9 protein-coding genes are annotated in these 14,596 nt (G+C 63.4%); 5 read left to right on the top strand and 4 right to left on the bottom strand.

The features are described 5' to 3' along the window. Window positions 1–271 precede the first annotated feature (271 nt). Together ACR9Y2_RS14245 and ACR9Y2_RS14240 are read right to left on the bottom strand one after the other, a co-directional pair. Window positions 272–3,679 carry a TonB-dependent receptor domain-containing protein gene (locus ACR9Y2_RS14245; RefSeq protein ID WP_435042012.1) on the bottom strand — a complete coding sequence of 1,136 codons (3,408 nt, stop codon included), beginning with the start codon at window positions 3,677–3,679 and terminating at the stop codon, window positions 272–274. A gap of 308 nt (window positions 3,680–3,987) precedes the next feature. Next, complete coding sequence (locus ACR9Y2_RS14240; RefSeq protein ID WP_435042011.1) at window positions 3,988–7,287, bottom strand: TonB-dependent receptor domain-containing protein; 3,300 nt, start codon at window positions 7,285–7,287, stop codon at window positions 3,988–3,990. 140 nt (window positions 7,288–7,427) lie between these two features. Between ACR9Y2_RS14240 and ACR9Y2_RS14235 the strand changes: the two genes are divergently transcribed. From ACR9Y2_RS14235 to ACR9Y2_RS14215, 5 genes are all read left to right on the top strand, one after another. Continuing rightward, window positions 7,428–8,717 (top strand): hypothetical protein, encoded by a 1,290-nt coding sequence (locus tag ACR9Y2_RS14235; protein WP_435042010.1) that lies wholly within the window; start codon window positions 7,428–7,430, stop codon window positions 8,715–8,717. A 44-nt stretch (window positions 8,718–8,761) separates the two neighbouring features. Further along, on the top strand, window positions 8,762–10,135 hold the full coding sequence (locus ACR9Y2_RS14230; RefSeq protein ID WP_435042007.1) for a M20/M25/M40 family metallo-hydrolase: 1,374 nt from the start codon (window positions 8,762–8,764) through the stop codon (window positions 10,133–10,135). A 73-nt stretch (window positions 10,136–10,208) separates the two neighbouring features. Continuing rightward, complete coding sequence (locus ACR9Y2_RS14225; RefSeq protein WP_435042006.1) at window positions 10,209–10,742, top strand: hypothetical protein; 534 nt, start codon at window positions 10,209–10,211, stop codon at window positions 10,740–10,742. 135 nt (window positions 10,743–10,877) lie between these two features. Beyond that, window positions 10,878–12,056, top strand: a complete 1,179-nt coding sequence (locus ACR9Y2_RS14220) for a PHP domain-containing protein (protein WP_435042005.1) — start codon at window positions 10,878–10,880, stop codon at window positions 12,054–12,056. Continuing rightward, the gene (locus ACR9Y2_RS14215) at window positions 12,053–13,267 is read left to right on the top strand and encodes a glycosyltransferase (RefSeq protein ID WP_435042003.1); all 1,215 of its coding nucleotides are present in this window, start codon (window positions 12,053–12,055) and stop codon (window positions 13,265–13,267) included. Before ACR9Y2_RS14220 ends, ACR9Y2_RS14215 begins: the two co-directional genes overlap by 4 nt. Before the next feature lie 122 nt (window positions 13,268–13,389). Here the strand turns inward: ACR9Y2_RS14215 and ACR9Y2_RS14210 are convergent, their stop codons facing one another. Both ACR9Y2_RS14210 and ACR9Y2_RS14205 read right to left on the bottom strand, forming a co-directional pair. Further along, window positions 13,390–14,175: a sensor histidine kinase gene (locus ACR9Y2_RS14210; RefSeq protein ID WP_435042002.1), complete on the bottom strand. Its 786-nt coding sequence runs from the start codon at window positions 14,173–14,175 to the stop codon at window positions 13,390–13,392. Between the two features lie 56 nt (window positions 14,176–14,231). Further along, window positions 14,232–14,510 carry a hypothetical protein gene (locus tag ACR9Y2_RS14205; protein WP_435042001.1) on the bottom strand — a complete coding sequence of 93 codons (279 nt, stop codon included), beginning with the start codon at window positions 14,508–14,510 and terminating at the stop codon, window positions 14,232–14,234. Window positions 14,511–14,596: the final 86 nt, after the last annotated feature.

Below are 14,596 nucleotides of genomic sequence, written 5' to 3'. Positions count from 1 at the left end.
TGATTGGCGTTTTGCGGTGGTCTATCCGCTCATTTACATTCGCGGCTCCGTTTGGGGTTCCGGCAGTGTGTGGCGGGGGCCCGCTCCTTGCCAGTCGCGGTTCGCGACGCGGGGGGGGACCACTTCCTTACGGTCGTGGTTCGCAACGCGGTGGGGGCCAGTTCCTTGCGGTCGTGGTTCATGGCGTTTGGATTCGCTTTCGTCGCGGAGGACCAGGACAAAGGGAGCAGCGCGGGCTGCTCCCTTTGGCGGCGGATGAGGTTGCGGCGCTCTAGAAGAGCAGCTTGAGTCCGAACTGCAGTTGCCGGGGGTCGTTGGCCTGGGCCGTGACCCGGCCGAAGTTTGCTCCGCCATTGACGTTGGTGTTCGGGCTGGCGAAGCGGACTCGGTTCAGTGAGTTGAAGGCTTCCGCCCGGAATTGCAGGGAGAACTTCTCCGTCAGCTTGAACTGCTTGAAGACGGAGAGATCGAGGTTGTTGGTGTGGTGGTTGCGGAGGTCGGCGATGAGCGGGCTCAGGTTGCCGAGGGTGTAGGGCGCGGGCTGGCTGAAGACGCTGGTGTCGAACCAGCGGTCCAGGCGGGCGTGGGCGTCTCCGCTGAGGGAGGCGCGCTGGCCGTTGTTGTTGGCTCGGGACGCCTCGCTGAACAGGGCCGCGGTGCCGCTGGCGCTGATGCCGAGCGGGTTGCCGGACTGGAGCGTGTAGATGCCGTTCACCTGCCAGCCGCCGATGAGGGCGTCGAAGGTGCGAGACATGCCTGTGCCGAAGCGGCGGCCGCGACCGACGGGCAGTTCATAGACTCCGCCGAAGACCAGGCGGTGGGGCACGTCGACGCTGGAGATGCTGCGGCTGCCGAGCACGTTGTAGCTGTCCTGATAGCTGGTGCCGGTGTCGATCGCCTTGGCCCAGGTATAGCTGCCTTCGAACGTGATGCCTTTTGCGTAACGTTTGCTGAAGGTGGTCTGGAGGGCGTTGTAGTCGGAGGTGGCGCCCTGGGAGAACAAGGGATAGATGCTGCCGTACTGCGGATAAGGCCGCAGCAGTTGGGCCCGGGCGACCTGGCGGTTGGCGATGACTCCACCGACATTCGGCTGTCCGAAGAACGGGTTGTCGACGAGTTGATTGAGCTGCGAGCCCAGGCTCAGGTAGGACGGGTTGAGCTGGTTCAGGGTGAAACCGCCTTCGCCGCCTCGAGAGAGCTGGCGTCCGCGGTTGCCGACAAAGGCCACTTCGAGGAGAACGGCTCCTGGGAGTTCGTGCTGCAGGGTGAGGTTGTACTGCAGTGTGTAAGGAGTGTTGGTGTTGCTGAGGGGCGCGTCGAGGTTGCTGCCCAGGGCCGTGCGGGCGCCGAGGGAGGAGCCCGGTACCGGAGGGAAGCCGCCGGGGAACGGGTTGTTGAGGAGGTTCAGGGGCGTGAAGCCATCGAGGCTGGTGATCCAGCTGGTTTCCACGCGGAAGCCGTAGGGGCCGACGGTGCCCTGGGCGGCGAGGGTGCTGGGTCCAAAGAGCTGGGCGAAGCCGGCGCGGACCGCGGTCTTGTTGTTGATCTGGTAGGCCAGGCCCAGGCGGGGTGCGAAGTTGTTGTAGTCGCCGGAGTACTGCGAGCGGCCGTTGCCGTCGGCTCCGACGAAGCGGAGCGCTCCGGTGAGATTCGAGTAGCCGTTCACGTTGGCGAGGGGTGACGCCAGCGAAGGATCGAACCAGCTCATGCGATTGAAGCGTTCGGTGCGCGGGGTGTCGAAGTCGTAGCGGAGGCCGAGATTGAGGGTGAGTTTGCGGGTGATGCGCCAGTCGTCCTGGATGTAGAAGGCGTTGTAGAAGCTGTTGGCGGCGACGTTTTTCCAGTTCTGGTAGAAGTTGCCGCTGGTGCCGGCGCCGAGGAGGAATGAGGCGAAGCCGAAGCCGGCGGAGGAGCTGCTGACCGCGGGGTTGGGTCCCTGCGTCATGGCCGCGGTGAAGCCGAAGGTACCGGCGGCACGCGCTTCCCAGACGTTGATGCGGAGCATGCGTCCTTCATAACCGGCCTTGAGGGTGTGGTTGCCGGAGAGTTTCGTGAAGCTGCCGGCCAGGCCGTAGTTATTGAAGCCGCTCTGGCGATGGTCGCCGCCGCCGAGGGAGGTTTGGGTGCTGACGTCGAAGCGGGGAAACATGAGGCGGTCGACGGCGGAATCGAGGGCGGTGGGCAAACCCAGGCTGGAGGGAACGAAGTCGAGGCCCTGGTTGTCGTAGAGGAAGCGGTTGCGGGCGAAGGACACGCGCAGGTTGAGGAGGGCTGTGGGCGTGACGGTGTTGGTGTAGTCCACCACGGCGTTGCGGCCGAAGTCGTTGTTATTGATGCGGCCTTCGGCGATGCCGGTGGCGCCGGGGAAGAGCTGGGGCGGTCCGTTGAAGTAGCGGCGATAGGAGAAGCGGCCGAAGAGGCGCTGGCGGTCAGTGAGGTTGTGATCGACGCGGACGTCGAAGTTGTCGGTATTGAACTGCGCGGAACCGGTGTTGTAGAAGTTGTTGCGCCCGATGGAGTCGCCGGCCAGGTTGGGCGTGGGGTAGTACTTGATGACGTTGCGGGCGACGGCGTCCCAGCGATTGGAAGGGATGAGGTTGCCGGGGAAGGCGTCGCGGAGGGAACCGGAGCCGGACGGGTTGGCGCGTGTTGTGAACGGGTCGAAGATGGTGATGCCCTGGGTGGCGGTGGCGCGGGTCTGGGAGAAGTCGCCGGCGCGCTCCAGAGTGGTGGGGACGGTGGTGAGGCGTTCAGAGAAGCTGCGTTCCCGCAGGCCTTCGAAGGCGGTGAGGAAGAAGAGTTTGTTGCGCAGGATGGGGCCGCCGAGGTTGCCTCCAAACTGATTGCGCTTGAAGCTGGAGAGGCCGACGCCGCGCTGGTTGGCGTAGTAGTTGTTGGCGTCGAGCACGGAGTTGCGGAGGAACTCGAAGGCGCCGCCGTGGAAGTTGTTGCCGCCGGATTTGTAGAGGAGATTGAGGACGGCGGTCATGCTGCGGCCGAACTCGGCGGGGAAGTTCTGGGCCTGCAATTTGAATTCGGCTACGGCATCGACGGAGGGAAAGACGGAGACACCGGCGAAGCCGTTCACAGTGGGGAAGGCGCCACTGGAGCCGTCGACCAGGACGTCAAAAGTGCCGCCGCGCGCGCCGTTTACGCTGAAGCTGACGCCGTTGTGGGCGTTACCGATGCTGCCGGCCAGACCGGGTGTGAGGTTGACGAGGCTGTAGACGTTGCGCGTGTTGAGGGGCAGATCGGCGATGCGTTTGTTGTCGACGACTTTGCCGACGGAGGAGGAAGTGGCCTCGACCACGGCGGCATCGCCTTTGACCTGGACGCTTTCACTGACCGCGCCGACCTGGAGGGCGACGTCGACGCGGGCCTGTTGTTGAATCTGAACCCGGATGCCGGTTTGGGAGAAGGCCTTGAAGCCGGGCGCGGAGACGGCGACGGAGTAGTCGCCGGGTGGGAGGAGCGGAGCGGTGTAGTCGCCTTCCGCGTTGGTGATGACATCCAGTTTGGAACTGGTGCCGATGTTGGTGACTGTGACGTTTGCGGCGGCAACCACGGCACCGCTGCCGTCGGTGACAGTGCCGATGATGGTCCCCGTTGAGGTTTGCGGCCACGCCGCGGTGGAGCAGGCCAGTAGCGACACTACCAGCAAGAGTGGTTTCTGTTTCATTTGATGGATGAGACCTTTTTCCGGAGGCTACCAACCGGAGGTTACGACTGCTTCAACAGGACGTTAGGATCGGATGAATCGACCCGCCGGGTTGGGCGGCACTAGTTCGGCCAGCTCTTCGCGCCCTGGGCTCGCAATCCCTCGCCGCACGGCTAGCGGGAGTTCTGACACAGACTGCCCAGCCCAGGGTCGATAAATATCAGATTGCCGGCTTGGATTCAATAAAAAAGGCCGGTTCTCCTCAGGAAGGAAGAGAACCGGCACTGGTGTAAACGTAGGGATACGTTGGACTGGCGCTGTGAGATTTCTCAGAAGTAAAACTTCGCGCCGAGCTGGATGACGCGGGTGGTCTGGCCCTGGAGGCCGGAGCCGACTTTGCCGAAGTTGACGGAGCGGATGCCGCGGTCGACGGAGCCGGGCTGGATGTTGTAGTGGTTGAAGAGATTGTAGAACTCGGTGCGGAGTTCGGCGCGGCGAGTTTCTCCGATGCGGAATTGCTTATTCACCGAGAAATCGACGTTGACGAGGCCGGGCAGGCGGATGGCGCCGGTGCGGGGGGCATTGCCGTAGCGGCCGAAGGCGGGTTCCGCAAAAGCGGCGGTGTTGAACCAGCGCTGGTAGCTGCGTTCGCCGGGGTCGAGGTTCGCCTGCTGACCGGCGACCATGTCGGGACGGGAGCCGACGCCGGTGCCGGTGGTATCGACACCGAAGGCGACCTCGGCGGGGAAGCCGCTCTGCGCGACGACGATGGACGACGCCTGCCAACCGCCGAGGAGGGAACGCATGACGGAGGGGGCTCCGGTAAAGAAGGGGATGTCGTAGACGACGGACTGCACGAAGCGCTGGGTGACGTCGAAGCCGCAGAGGGAGTGTTCGCCGCGCATGTCGTAGATGTTCTGGAGGGTGCCGATGAAGGAGCCGCCGCCGATGTCGGCGCCGATGTCACTGGGACCGGAGAGGCACTTGGACCAGGTGTAGGAGGTGAGCAGGTTGAGGCCGCGGCTCATGCGGCGGTCGGCGCGCACCTGAAGGGAATGGTAGTTGGAGTTGCCGATGGACTTGTCGCCCTGGATGGAGCGCTGGAAAGCCTGGTTGGGGCGGCGGGCGTTGATGGAAGCGAGGCCGGGGGTACGGGGATCGACCAGCACGTCAGGCCGGTTCATGGATGGCAGGGTGACGCTGAGGCGTGTGCTCTTGGAGGCGACATAGCCGGTATCCAGGACGAAGCCGCCGATGAGCTTCTTCTGGAGGGTGAGGTTCCACTGCTGGATGTAGGCGTCGCGATAGTTGGGATCGTTGGACGGCACGGCATTCAACTGGGGTGTGGGCGAGAGGGCGCTGGCGAACGGGTCGTTGAAGAAGACGGTGGGCTTGCCGGCGGGCGCTCCGTCGACCTGGTAGCTGCCCTTGGCCTGGGAGGATTCGGTCATGCCGAAGGGGGCGTTGGGGTGTACGTGGTTGTAGTAGACGCCATAGCCGGCGCGCACGACGAAGTCCTTGACGAAGGTGGGGCGCCAGGCGAGGCCCACGCGCGGGGCGAAATTGTTCTTATCGCCGCTGACCATGCGCGGGTAGCTGGCCGTGGAGGGCGTTACGAGCTTAGTGACGTAGACACCGTTCTGTTCGATGTTGGCCATGCGGCCCTGGGAGTCGAAGAGGGGCTGGAGATAGTCGTAGCGGAGGCCGAGGTTGACGGTGAGATTGGGGGTGACCTTCCAATCGTCCTGGACGAAGTAGCTCTGCCAGAGGCCCTTCAGGTCGGTGTTGGTGTGATCCGGGTTGATTTCGGCGTACTTGACGTAGCCGAGCATGAAGTCGGCCAGGGAGGAGCCGGTGTAGGTGCCGTCGAAGCGGAAGGTGCCGCGGGCGTTGCGGGCCTGCTCGAAGGTGAAGCCGCGGCGGACGAAGTCGGCACCGATCTTGATGAAATGTTTGCCGCGCTGCATGGAGACGATGTCGTTGAAGTTGTAGACGGCATTGGCGCGGACGCGGGGGCCGATCTGGCGCTGGAGGTCGAAGACGCTGTAGCCGCCGTCCAGGCCGTTGGCGATGGAGATGCTGGGCGGGCCGAAGTCAATGGGAAGGCGGGAGACGAGCGGGAGCTTCATGGCGCCGGCGATGTCGAAGGCCGGATTGTTGGTGGTGCCAAAGATCTCGTCCTCGGTCATATCGTTCCAGCCGAAGCGGGCTTCGTTGACGATGGTGGGGCTGAACATGCGGGTCCAGGTGCCGGCGAGGTTCTGGGTCCTGGCATCGTTGTCGCGCACATCATTGCCCCAGTAGGGCGTGCCCTTTTCCTTGGTGGAGTTCAGGACGTAGCGGAAGGCCAGGGAGTCCTTGGAAGTGAGGTTGTGATCGAGACGGTAGGTGTAGTTGTCCTGGGTGGCTACGGCGCTCCTCGGAGAATTGATGAAGTTCTGGGTGCCGACGGCGGTATTGGGTTCCGGTGTGAACTTGAGGAACGCGACGGCCTGGGGGCTGAGGAGCGACTTGGGGATCTGGTTATTGACGATGCCGGCGCCCATTGGGTCTTTCAAGGTGAGGGACTGGCCGGTGCGGGCATCGCGCAGGCCGCTGAAATCGCCATTCCGCATTGCGGTGGGCGGAACCAGGCGGTAAGAGGCGGTGGCGCCGGAGGCGAGGCGGCCGCTTTCCCAGTTAAAGAAGAAGAAGGTCTTGTTTTTACCGTTGTAAATCTTAGGCAGCAGCACGGGACCGCCGATGTTGGCTCCGTACTGATTGCGGTTCAGGCGGGGATTGGCAACGGAGGTCTTGGCGATGGCGTCGTAGGTCTGGGTGAGGGCGTCGTTGCGGTTGAACTCCCACAGGGTGCCTCGAAACTGATTGCCGCCGCGGCGCGTGAGGATGGAGACCTGGCCGCCGGGGGAGCCGCCGTACTCGGCGGAGAAGGTGGAGGTTTCGACGCGGAACTCGGCGAGTGAGTCGACGGAGAGGGCGAAGGGGTAAGTGTAGGCATCGTAGTCCATGAACTCGACGCCGTCGAGGTAGAAGCGGTTGTTGGTGTCGCGGGCGCCGTTGGCCGACATGCCGGTGCCGCCGAAGGCAGAAGAGGTTTCACCGATGGAACCGCGGCCGCGGCGGACAGAGATGGAGCCGGGCGTGCCCGGGTTCACACCGGGGATCAACTGGGCGAGTTGGATGAAGTTGCGACCGTTGAGAGGCAGGTCGACGATGCTCTCGGCGCTAATGACGGCGCCCACGGAAGTGGATTCGGTTTGAAGAGCGACGATGTTCCCGGAGACGTTGAGGGTCTGGGTGACGTCACCGATCTCGAGCGCGAGATCGAGGCGGGCGGTCTGGCCGACCTGGAGAACAAAGGAGTCGATCTGGAAGGTGCGAAAGCCCTTGGCGGTGGCCGTCAGCGAGTAAGAGGCTGCGGGCAGGAAGGGCACGGAGAAGGCGCCGCTGGCCTCGGTGGCCGTTTCGCGGGCGACATTGGTTTGGAGATTGGTGAGCTTGACCACGACACCGGGCAGTCCGGCGCCGCTCGGGTCAGTGGCAATGCCGGTAACCGTACCTGTGATCTGTTGGGCGGAGAGGAGGGTGGCGAACAGTAACGCCAGCGAGACAAGTCTAGACGTCAGCATCTTGGTGAGCCCCTTGTACAGTAATCTTGACTCCAGGTATCATGGCCAGCCTGCAGGGCCGGAACAAGTGAATTCTCGCGAATTCTCCGCGAAGAGTTTCTGCAACTCGTTCATAAGCATGAGGTGTTACTATTCCTCATATGCTGAGGGATGCACCACTCCGCGAGAAGTCCAAGTTCGCCCTGCCGGCGGAAATGGATGACCGCTGGGCGGTAGTGGAGCGGGTGTGTAACTCAGGGCCCCTGCAGAGATCAGCGAAGTTACGAGACCTGCTGATCTATCTTTGCCACCGCTGCTGGGTGGACGGGGTGGTGGAGATCCGGGACCACGACATTGGGGTTGACGTGTTCCAGCGGTCGGCGGATTACGACTCGGCGCAGGACACCCTGGTGCGAGTGCAGGCATCGCAACTGAGGAAGCGGCTGGAACGTTACTTCAGCGATGAAGGCCGGGACGAGCCGGTGGTGCTGGAGATCGCCAAGGGGACTTACGAGCCGGTGCTGCGGGAGCGGACAGCGGCGGTGGTTCCACCGGCCGCGGAGGCGTCAGTCCAAGTGGAGGCGGCGGGTCACCGCTGGACGGTGCGACTGCTGTCGATAGCGTGCCTGCTGCTGGGGTGCCTGAGTATCTGGCTGGCCGTGCGCCGAACCGAACCCGCCATCGAAGGCGCCGTGCTGCGCCGTTTCTGGTCTGCGTTTGCACCAGCGGGCCAGGAGACGACCATCGTGATCGCGGATGCGGCCTTTTCCGCCGTGCAGGATATCCTTCACCGACCTATCCTTTTGAGCGAGTACGTCAGCCGCGGGTACCGGACAGAGTTGGACAAGCCGGAGTATTCGGCCGAGAAGAAGGACGTGCTGCGTTACCTGATGGAGAGGCGCTACACGTCGCTGGCTGACATTATGTTGATGAAGCGGTTGTGGGCTGCGAGGGTGCTTGACCCGGCGCGCACGTCCGTCCTTTACTCGCGTGACCTGAACCTGCGGAATTTCCAAAAAGGGAACCACATCCTGGTGGGTTCCCGGCGAGCGGTGCCGTGGGTCGACCTGTTTGACGAATCGCTGGACTTCCATTTCGTGTATGACGAGAAGACGCGCAGTGTCAGGGTGGAGAATCGCCGGCCGGTGGGGGGTGAACCGGTTTCTTTCTCACTGCCGGAGGCGGGCACGGGGATCGGGGAACGGTTCTCGGTGGTCGCCTTCCTGCCAAACCCGAGCAAGACGGGCAATATCCTGATCCTGTCAGGACAGGAGATGTCGGGCACCGAAGCGGCAGCCAATCTGGTGACGACGGACCGGCTCTTCCAGGAGGTTCTGGCCAAGCTCCCACAGCAGGGCGACGGAGTGCCGCATTTTGAGGCGCTGCTGCGGGTGAAGCATGTGGAGTACACGATGCAGAGCTATGAGATTCTGGCCGTGCATACCCATTAAGGGTGCAAGGCGGTGGGATCGCGCCGCTGTGGCATAATTTCGCAATGCGATTCACGATCTTCCTGTTGTGTCTGTCCGCCTGGGCTGCCGATGTGATGCCACCGGAGCCGGAACAACGACTGGCCCGGGTGATCTATCAGGAGATGATCGAGGTGAAGTCGGGGTTTACGACGGGCAGCACAACTCCGATTGCCGAGTCGGTGGCGGCCCGATTCAAGGCGGCGGGTTTCCCGGTCGAGGACATCTTTGTCGGCGGAGCGATTCCGACCAAGGCCAATGTGGTGGTGCGGTATAGGGGTACAGGGGCTCGCAAACCGCTGCTGCTGCTGGCACATACCGATGTGGTGGAGGCCAAACGGGAGGATTGGACGGTAGATCCTTTCGTCTTCCTGGAGAAGGATGGCTACTTCTACGGCCGTGGGACGTCGGATGACAAGGCGCAGGCGGCGGTGTGGGTGGCCACGCTATTGCGGCTGAAGCGGGAGAACTACCGGCCGGACCGGGACCTGATTCTGGCGCTGACGGCGGACGAAGAAGGCGGCGGACCCTACAACGGAGTGAACTGGCTGATTGAGAAGCACCGCGCCCTGATTGATGCCGAGTATGCGTTGAACGAGGGAGCGCGCGGCATGATGGTGGGCGGCAAGCGAGTGGAGCACCAGATCGGGCTGGCGGAGAAGCAGTTCCTGAACCTGCGCTGGGAGGTGCGCAACAAGGGCGGTCATAGCGCGCGCCCGGTTCCGGACAACGCCATTTATCATCTGGCGGCGGCCCTGCAGCGGTTGAGCGGCTTTGAGTTTGATTTCGCCTTGAATGAAGTGACGAGGGAGTACTTCCGGCAGTCGGCCAAGATGGAGGCGAGCGGGCTGGCGGCGGATATGGCTCGCGTAGCGGAGGGAGACCGGGCAGCCATGCGGCGTGTGGCGGCGGCGTCCGCTCCGTTGAATGCGATGCTGCGCACCACTTGCGTGGCTACCCAACTGGAAGGCGGGCACGCGACCAATGCGCTGCCGCAACTGGCCGCCGCGAATGTGAATTGCCGGCTGCTGCCGGACGATTCGGTGGAGAGCGTGGTGGCTCAACTGACAAAGCTGGTGGGGGACGACCAGGTAAAGATCAGCGTGACCACGAATGAAGGGGCCAGCCCGGTGTCGCCGCTGCGAGACGACATCATGAAGGCCTTTACGCGGATTACGGATACGATGTGGCCGGGCGTAATCACAGTGCCCAGCATGGCGGTGGGCGGCACGGACGGGCGCTATTTGCGGAGCGCCGGGATCCCGACGTACGGGGTGCAGGGCTTCTTTCTGGATCGCGACGATGTACGGGCGCATGGCCGGGACGAACGGATGCCGGTGAAGTCGTTTTATGAGGGGCAGACGTTTCTCTATGAGTTTGTGAAAGCGTTGTCGAAGTAGGCGGGGGTAGGTTTCCACACAATTGGCGCGGGTCTGTCATGGAAATGGAATGGCCCGGTTGTAGCCTGATGGCTTGACGTGTACGGAACACGAGGAGAGCCTGGGCAGCGCTTTGCGGCGCCTGGGCCGGGAACCGTTTTGCGTCCTTTGGGTTGGGTGGCATTGGAAGGCGGCGTTGTTCAGCGCGACGATGCGGGCGTTGCTGTTCCTGATAACGACATTGAGGTCAGGGTGGCGGGCCGCCGTGGGCGCCATGACCGCGGAGTTTATCCTGCGCATCCTCACCACTGGATTCTGCGGGGCATTCACGCAGTCGTTGCGGCATGTTCGACCTGAGTGGCACGGCGCGCTGGTGAGTCTTGTCGTCATGCCTTTGGGGTTGCAGGCCTTGGAGCTGGGTTTGCATCTGGTGCGGGGCACTCCGCAGTTGCGGACCGGGCTATGGGCTTCAACGGTTCTCACGATTCTGTCAACGCTTTTCCATCTGCATTGCACACGGGAAGGCGCGTATTTGACAGGGGCGGAGGGCACCTCGATCATGGATGATTTTCGGCGTACACCGGGGCTGGTAGCCGGGTTTCTGAGGGCTGTGCCCTGGAAGAGGTAGCGGATGCTGATGCGGTGGGGACGGGCGCGGCGAGCGGAGCCCTGGGCTAGAACAGAACCGGACTGCAATGTTTCCGCAGTTTCATCCGTTCTGCATCAAGTTGCAAGGGCTGGTGGCCGATCCTGGTGGCGATGAATGCGCGGAGCGGCCGGCAAGATTGGCCGCACCGAGGGAGGCACCTTGAACCGGACCAGGATGGACCTGCAATGGCGCGAGCCAAGGACGGCAGCGCGGTATCGCCGCGGAGTATCGCTGCACAGCCACACGATGCACTCGCGGGAGACTCTCTCGTTCATTCCCCGGCATGTGCCGCACATCCCGGTGCTGGGTGCGCTGGTGGGCGCGCAGGAGCGGCGCTATCGCGAGCGAACCGGGAACGACCTTGACTATACGCGAGCATGGTGGACTCCGCCCTTGAGCGGTCCCCAGGCACTGGAACTGGAGGGGCGGCAGATCACGGAGACCCTGGGCCTGGAGGCCCTGGTGTCGTTGACGGATCACGACAACATGGAGGCTCCCAGGCTGTTGACGGTGGTGGAGCCGGCGCGATTGGTACCGCATTCCGTGGAGTGGACGGTGCCGTTTGGCCCGTCGTTCGTGCACCTGGGCATCCACAACATTCCACGCGGTCCGCTGCCGGCCCTGGAAGCCGGGATGAGGGAGTATTCGGCGAGTCCGGACGCGGACCTGCTGGCGGGCCTATTGGAGGAGTTGCACGGGTCTGGGGAGACCCTGGTGGTGCTGAACCACCCGTTGTGGGATGAAGCCTGCATTGGAGGGGCGCGGCATGCGGCGCTGATTGCGGGGTTCCTGCACAGGCACCGGGGCTGGATCCATGCCCTGGAGTTCAACGGGTTGCGACCCTGGAGCGAGAATCGGGCCGTGCTGGAACTGGGGCAGGATTGCGGCCTGCCGGTGGTTTCGGGGGGTGACCGGCACGGGTTGGAACCGAATGCGGTGGTGAACCTGACGAACGCAGCGACGTTCTGCGAATTTGTGGACGAAGTGCGGACGCAGGGCTCCAGCCACATGCTGGTGCTACCGCAGTTTCGTGAGCCATTCCTGCTGCGGTGTTTCGAGGTGATGCGCGATGCGTTGTGCCACTTGCCGGATGCGGCGGGCCGTGAGTCGTGGGCGGAGCGCGTCTGGTATCAGCCGGAGCGAGGCGAGCCGGTGACCCTTGCAGAGTTGTGGTGCGGCGAGGGTCCGGCGGTGGTGCGGCACTTCGTAGGGTTGGTGCAGTTGTTCAGCAACTCGAGGGTGCACGAGATGGTGCGGGCGGCGCTTTCCGGTAGCGAGGAGGCAGCGCTGTGATCCCGCGGGCCGCCTTTTTCACCGACAGTTTCCATGAAGTAAATGGAGTGGCGCTGACGAGCCGGAGCCTGCACGAAGTCGCACGGCGGAGGCAGTATCCGTTCCTGTCGATTCACTATGGGGTGAAGACGAGAGTCGAGAAGCAAAGCGAGTTCTGGATGGCGGAATATGAGCGCAGCGCCTGGCGGCTGGACCTGGAACGCGATTTGTCGTTCGACCTGCTGTGCTGGCGGAATGTCTCGTCGATGCTGAAGCTGTTGCGTGAGTTTGAGCCGGACGTGATTCACGCGACAGGTCCTGGAGATATGGGGCTGCCGGCGGCGTGGCTGGCGCATCAACTGCGGGTGCCGCTGGTGCTTTCATGGCACACGAATGTCCACGAATACGCAGGCCTGCGGTTGCGGCGATTGCTGCAGCCCTTCCCGCACCTGGTGGCGGGCTGTGTGGATGAGTGGGGCGAGCGAGCATCCCTGCGGCTGGCGGCGCGGTTCTACCAGTTGGCGCAGGTGCTGCTGGCCCCGAGTCCGGAGTTGTGTACATTGCTGCACGAACAGACGGGGCGGCCCGTGCGGCTGATGACGCGGGGGAGCGATCCGGAGCGGTTCGACCCCGCCCTGCGCACCCGGCCAGCGGACGCGGACGAGGTGGTGATCGGATTCGTGGGGCGACTGTCGCCGGAGAAGAACGTGCGGTTACTGGCCCAGGTGGAGGCAGTGCTGGAGCGGGCGATGCCGGGCCGGTATTCCTTCCTGATTGTCGGGGATGGGAGCGAGCGGGCGTGGCTGGAGTCTCGATTGCGGAGGGCGCGATTCACCGGAGTGCTGAGGGGCGTCGAACTGGCACGGGCTTACGCGGACATGGACCTGTTCGCATTCCCTTCCGAGACAGACACGTATGGGAACGTGGTGGTCGAGGCGATGGCCAGTGGAGTACCTGTGGTGGTGACGGGCCGAGGCGGCCCGAGGTTCCTGGTGAGGCCGGGCGAGACGGGCCTGATTGGTGAGGGCGAGGACGCGTTTATCGAGCAGGTGGTGCGGTTGGCACTAGACAGTGAGCAGCGCAGGGCTATGCGGCGGCCAGCGCGAGAGTTCGCGGAGAGCCAATCGTGGGACCGGGTCTTCGATGGGGTATACACCGCCTATGGGGAGGCGTTGGTGGCGCGGAGAAAGGCGGAGGAACGGGTGAGGGCGGCGGTGGCAGAGGAGGCTTGAGACGCGCCACAGCGGTGCGTGTCTGCCCAAAGCGGGCGCCAACCTTAGAAGGCATCCATCGAACTCCTGGACACGGCCCTCCGCACAATTGCGATGGCCTGGCCCAGTAACGGCGCCTGAGATTACCTGGATTCAAATGCAATGCGGCTGGGAATGGTGAGTTCGATCTCCGTGCCCAGGGCAGCCCGGCTCAGAATGCGGAGCTTGCCACCGAGGCGGCCGGCCCGTTCGCGCATGCCCTGGAGGCCCCAATGCCCGGCGCGGCCGATGGCTAGTGGATCGATCCCACATCCGTTGTCGCGGACTACGAGGCGGAGTTCAGAGTGCTTGTATTCAATCTCCGTCTCCAGCTTGCAGGCGTGTGCGTGGCGGAGGGCGTTGATGATCGCTTCCCGCCCGATACGATACACCTCATCCTGGAGGCCGGCGCGGAGTCTGCGTTCATGGCCGAGGACTACCACCTGAAAGCTGACCTCAGCGGGCAAGCCGGAGTCCTCTGGAACATTCGCGAGTGCCTCACCCAGGGAGGAAATGCGGTTTTCTGGTGAGCGTAATCCCTGCACGGCGCAGCGCCCCTCCTCGAGTACGCGGTCAAGTAGTTGAAGCACCTCGTTCAACCTCGATTTCGTGGTGGGACAATCCACGGGTAGATCATCCAGGACTGAATGCAGGCGCAGGGATGCGGCGAAGAAGCCTTGCAGCAGGGTGTCGTGGAGGTCGCGGGCGATGCGGGTGCGTTCGGCCTCGCGTTCGTCCACTCGCAGGGGAAGTTCATCGGTACCCGGGGCGGCGGAAGCTAAGGAACGATGGATCGCCACTGGGCGGCCCAGGATTTGTGGCGAGAGGTCTCCGGTGAAATGCGTCGCGCCGGAATGGATTCCAGGTTCTACGATACCTTCGAGTCTCATTGCAAGCCTTCCCATTTCCAAGAATGATCGTTTCGAACGACTTCATCCGCGGCCGTTCAGCACTCTGGACCTCGATCGCTGCCCGATTCGGTATTGATCCACTGACGGAGATAGGGTGGACAATTTCCCAGTTCGACGCCGTTCGCTTCGCAGCCGGCGAGGAACTGGACAGCCTCCCGATCGACCAGGGTGATGTCCTGCAGATCGAGCCTGACCGGTTCGCAGCCCGTCTCCTGGCTCACCACGCGTTGAATCTCCGGGACATCCCCGACCTCGATGTGGCCGCTCAATGCCAGGACAACTCCCGGCTGGGCAGTCCGCTGAATGATTACCATGTCCGTCCATTCACTGCGCTTGATTAAGCATGCTACATGCCACTCGTAAAGCACTGAAAACAGGCCTGCCGATGGTCGTAAGTTCG

The organism is Paludibaculum fermentans, from assembly GCF_051172195.1.
Classification (GTDB): Bacteria; Acidobacteriota; Terriglobia; order Bryobacterales; family Bryobacteraceae; genus Paludibaculum; species Paludibaculum fermentans_A.
This window is presented reverse-complemented; position numbering and strand designations above follow the sequence as displayed.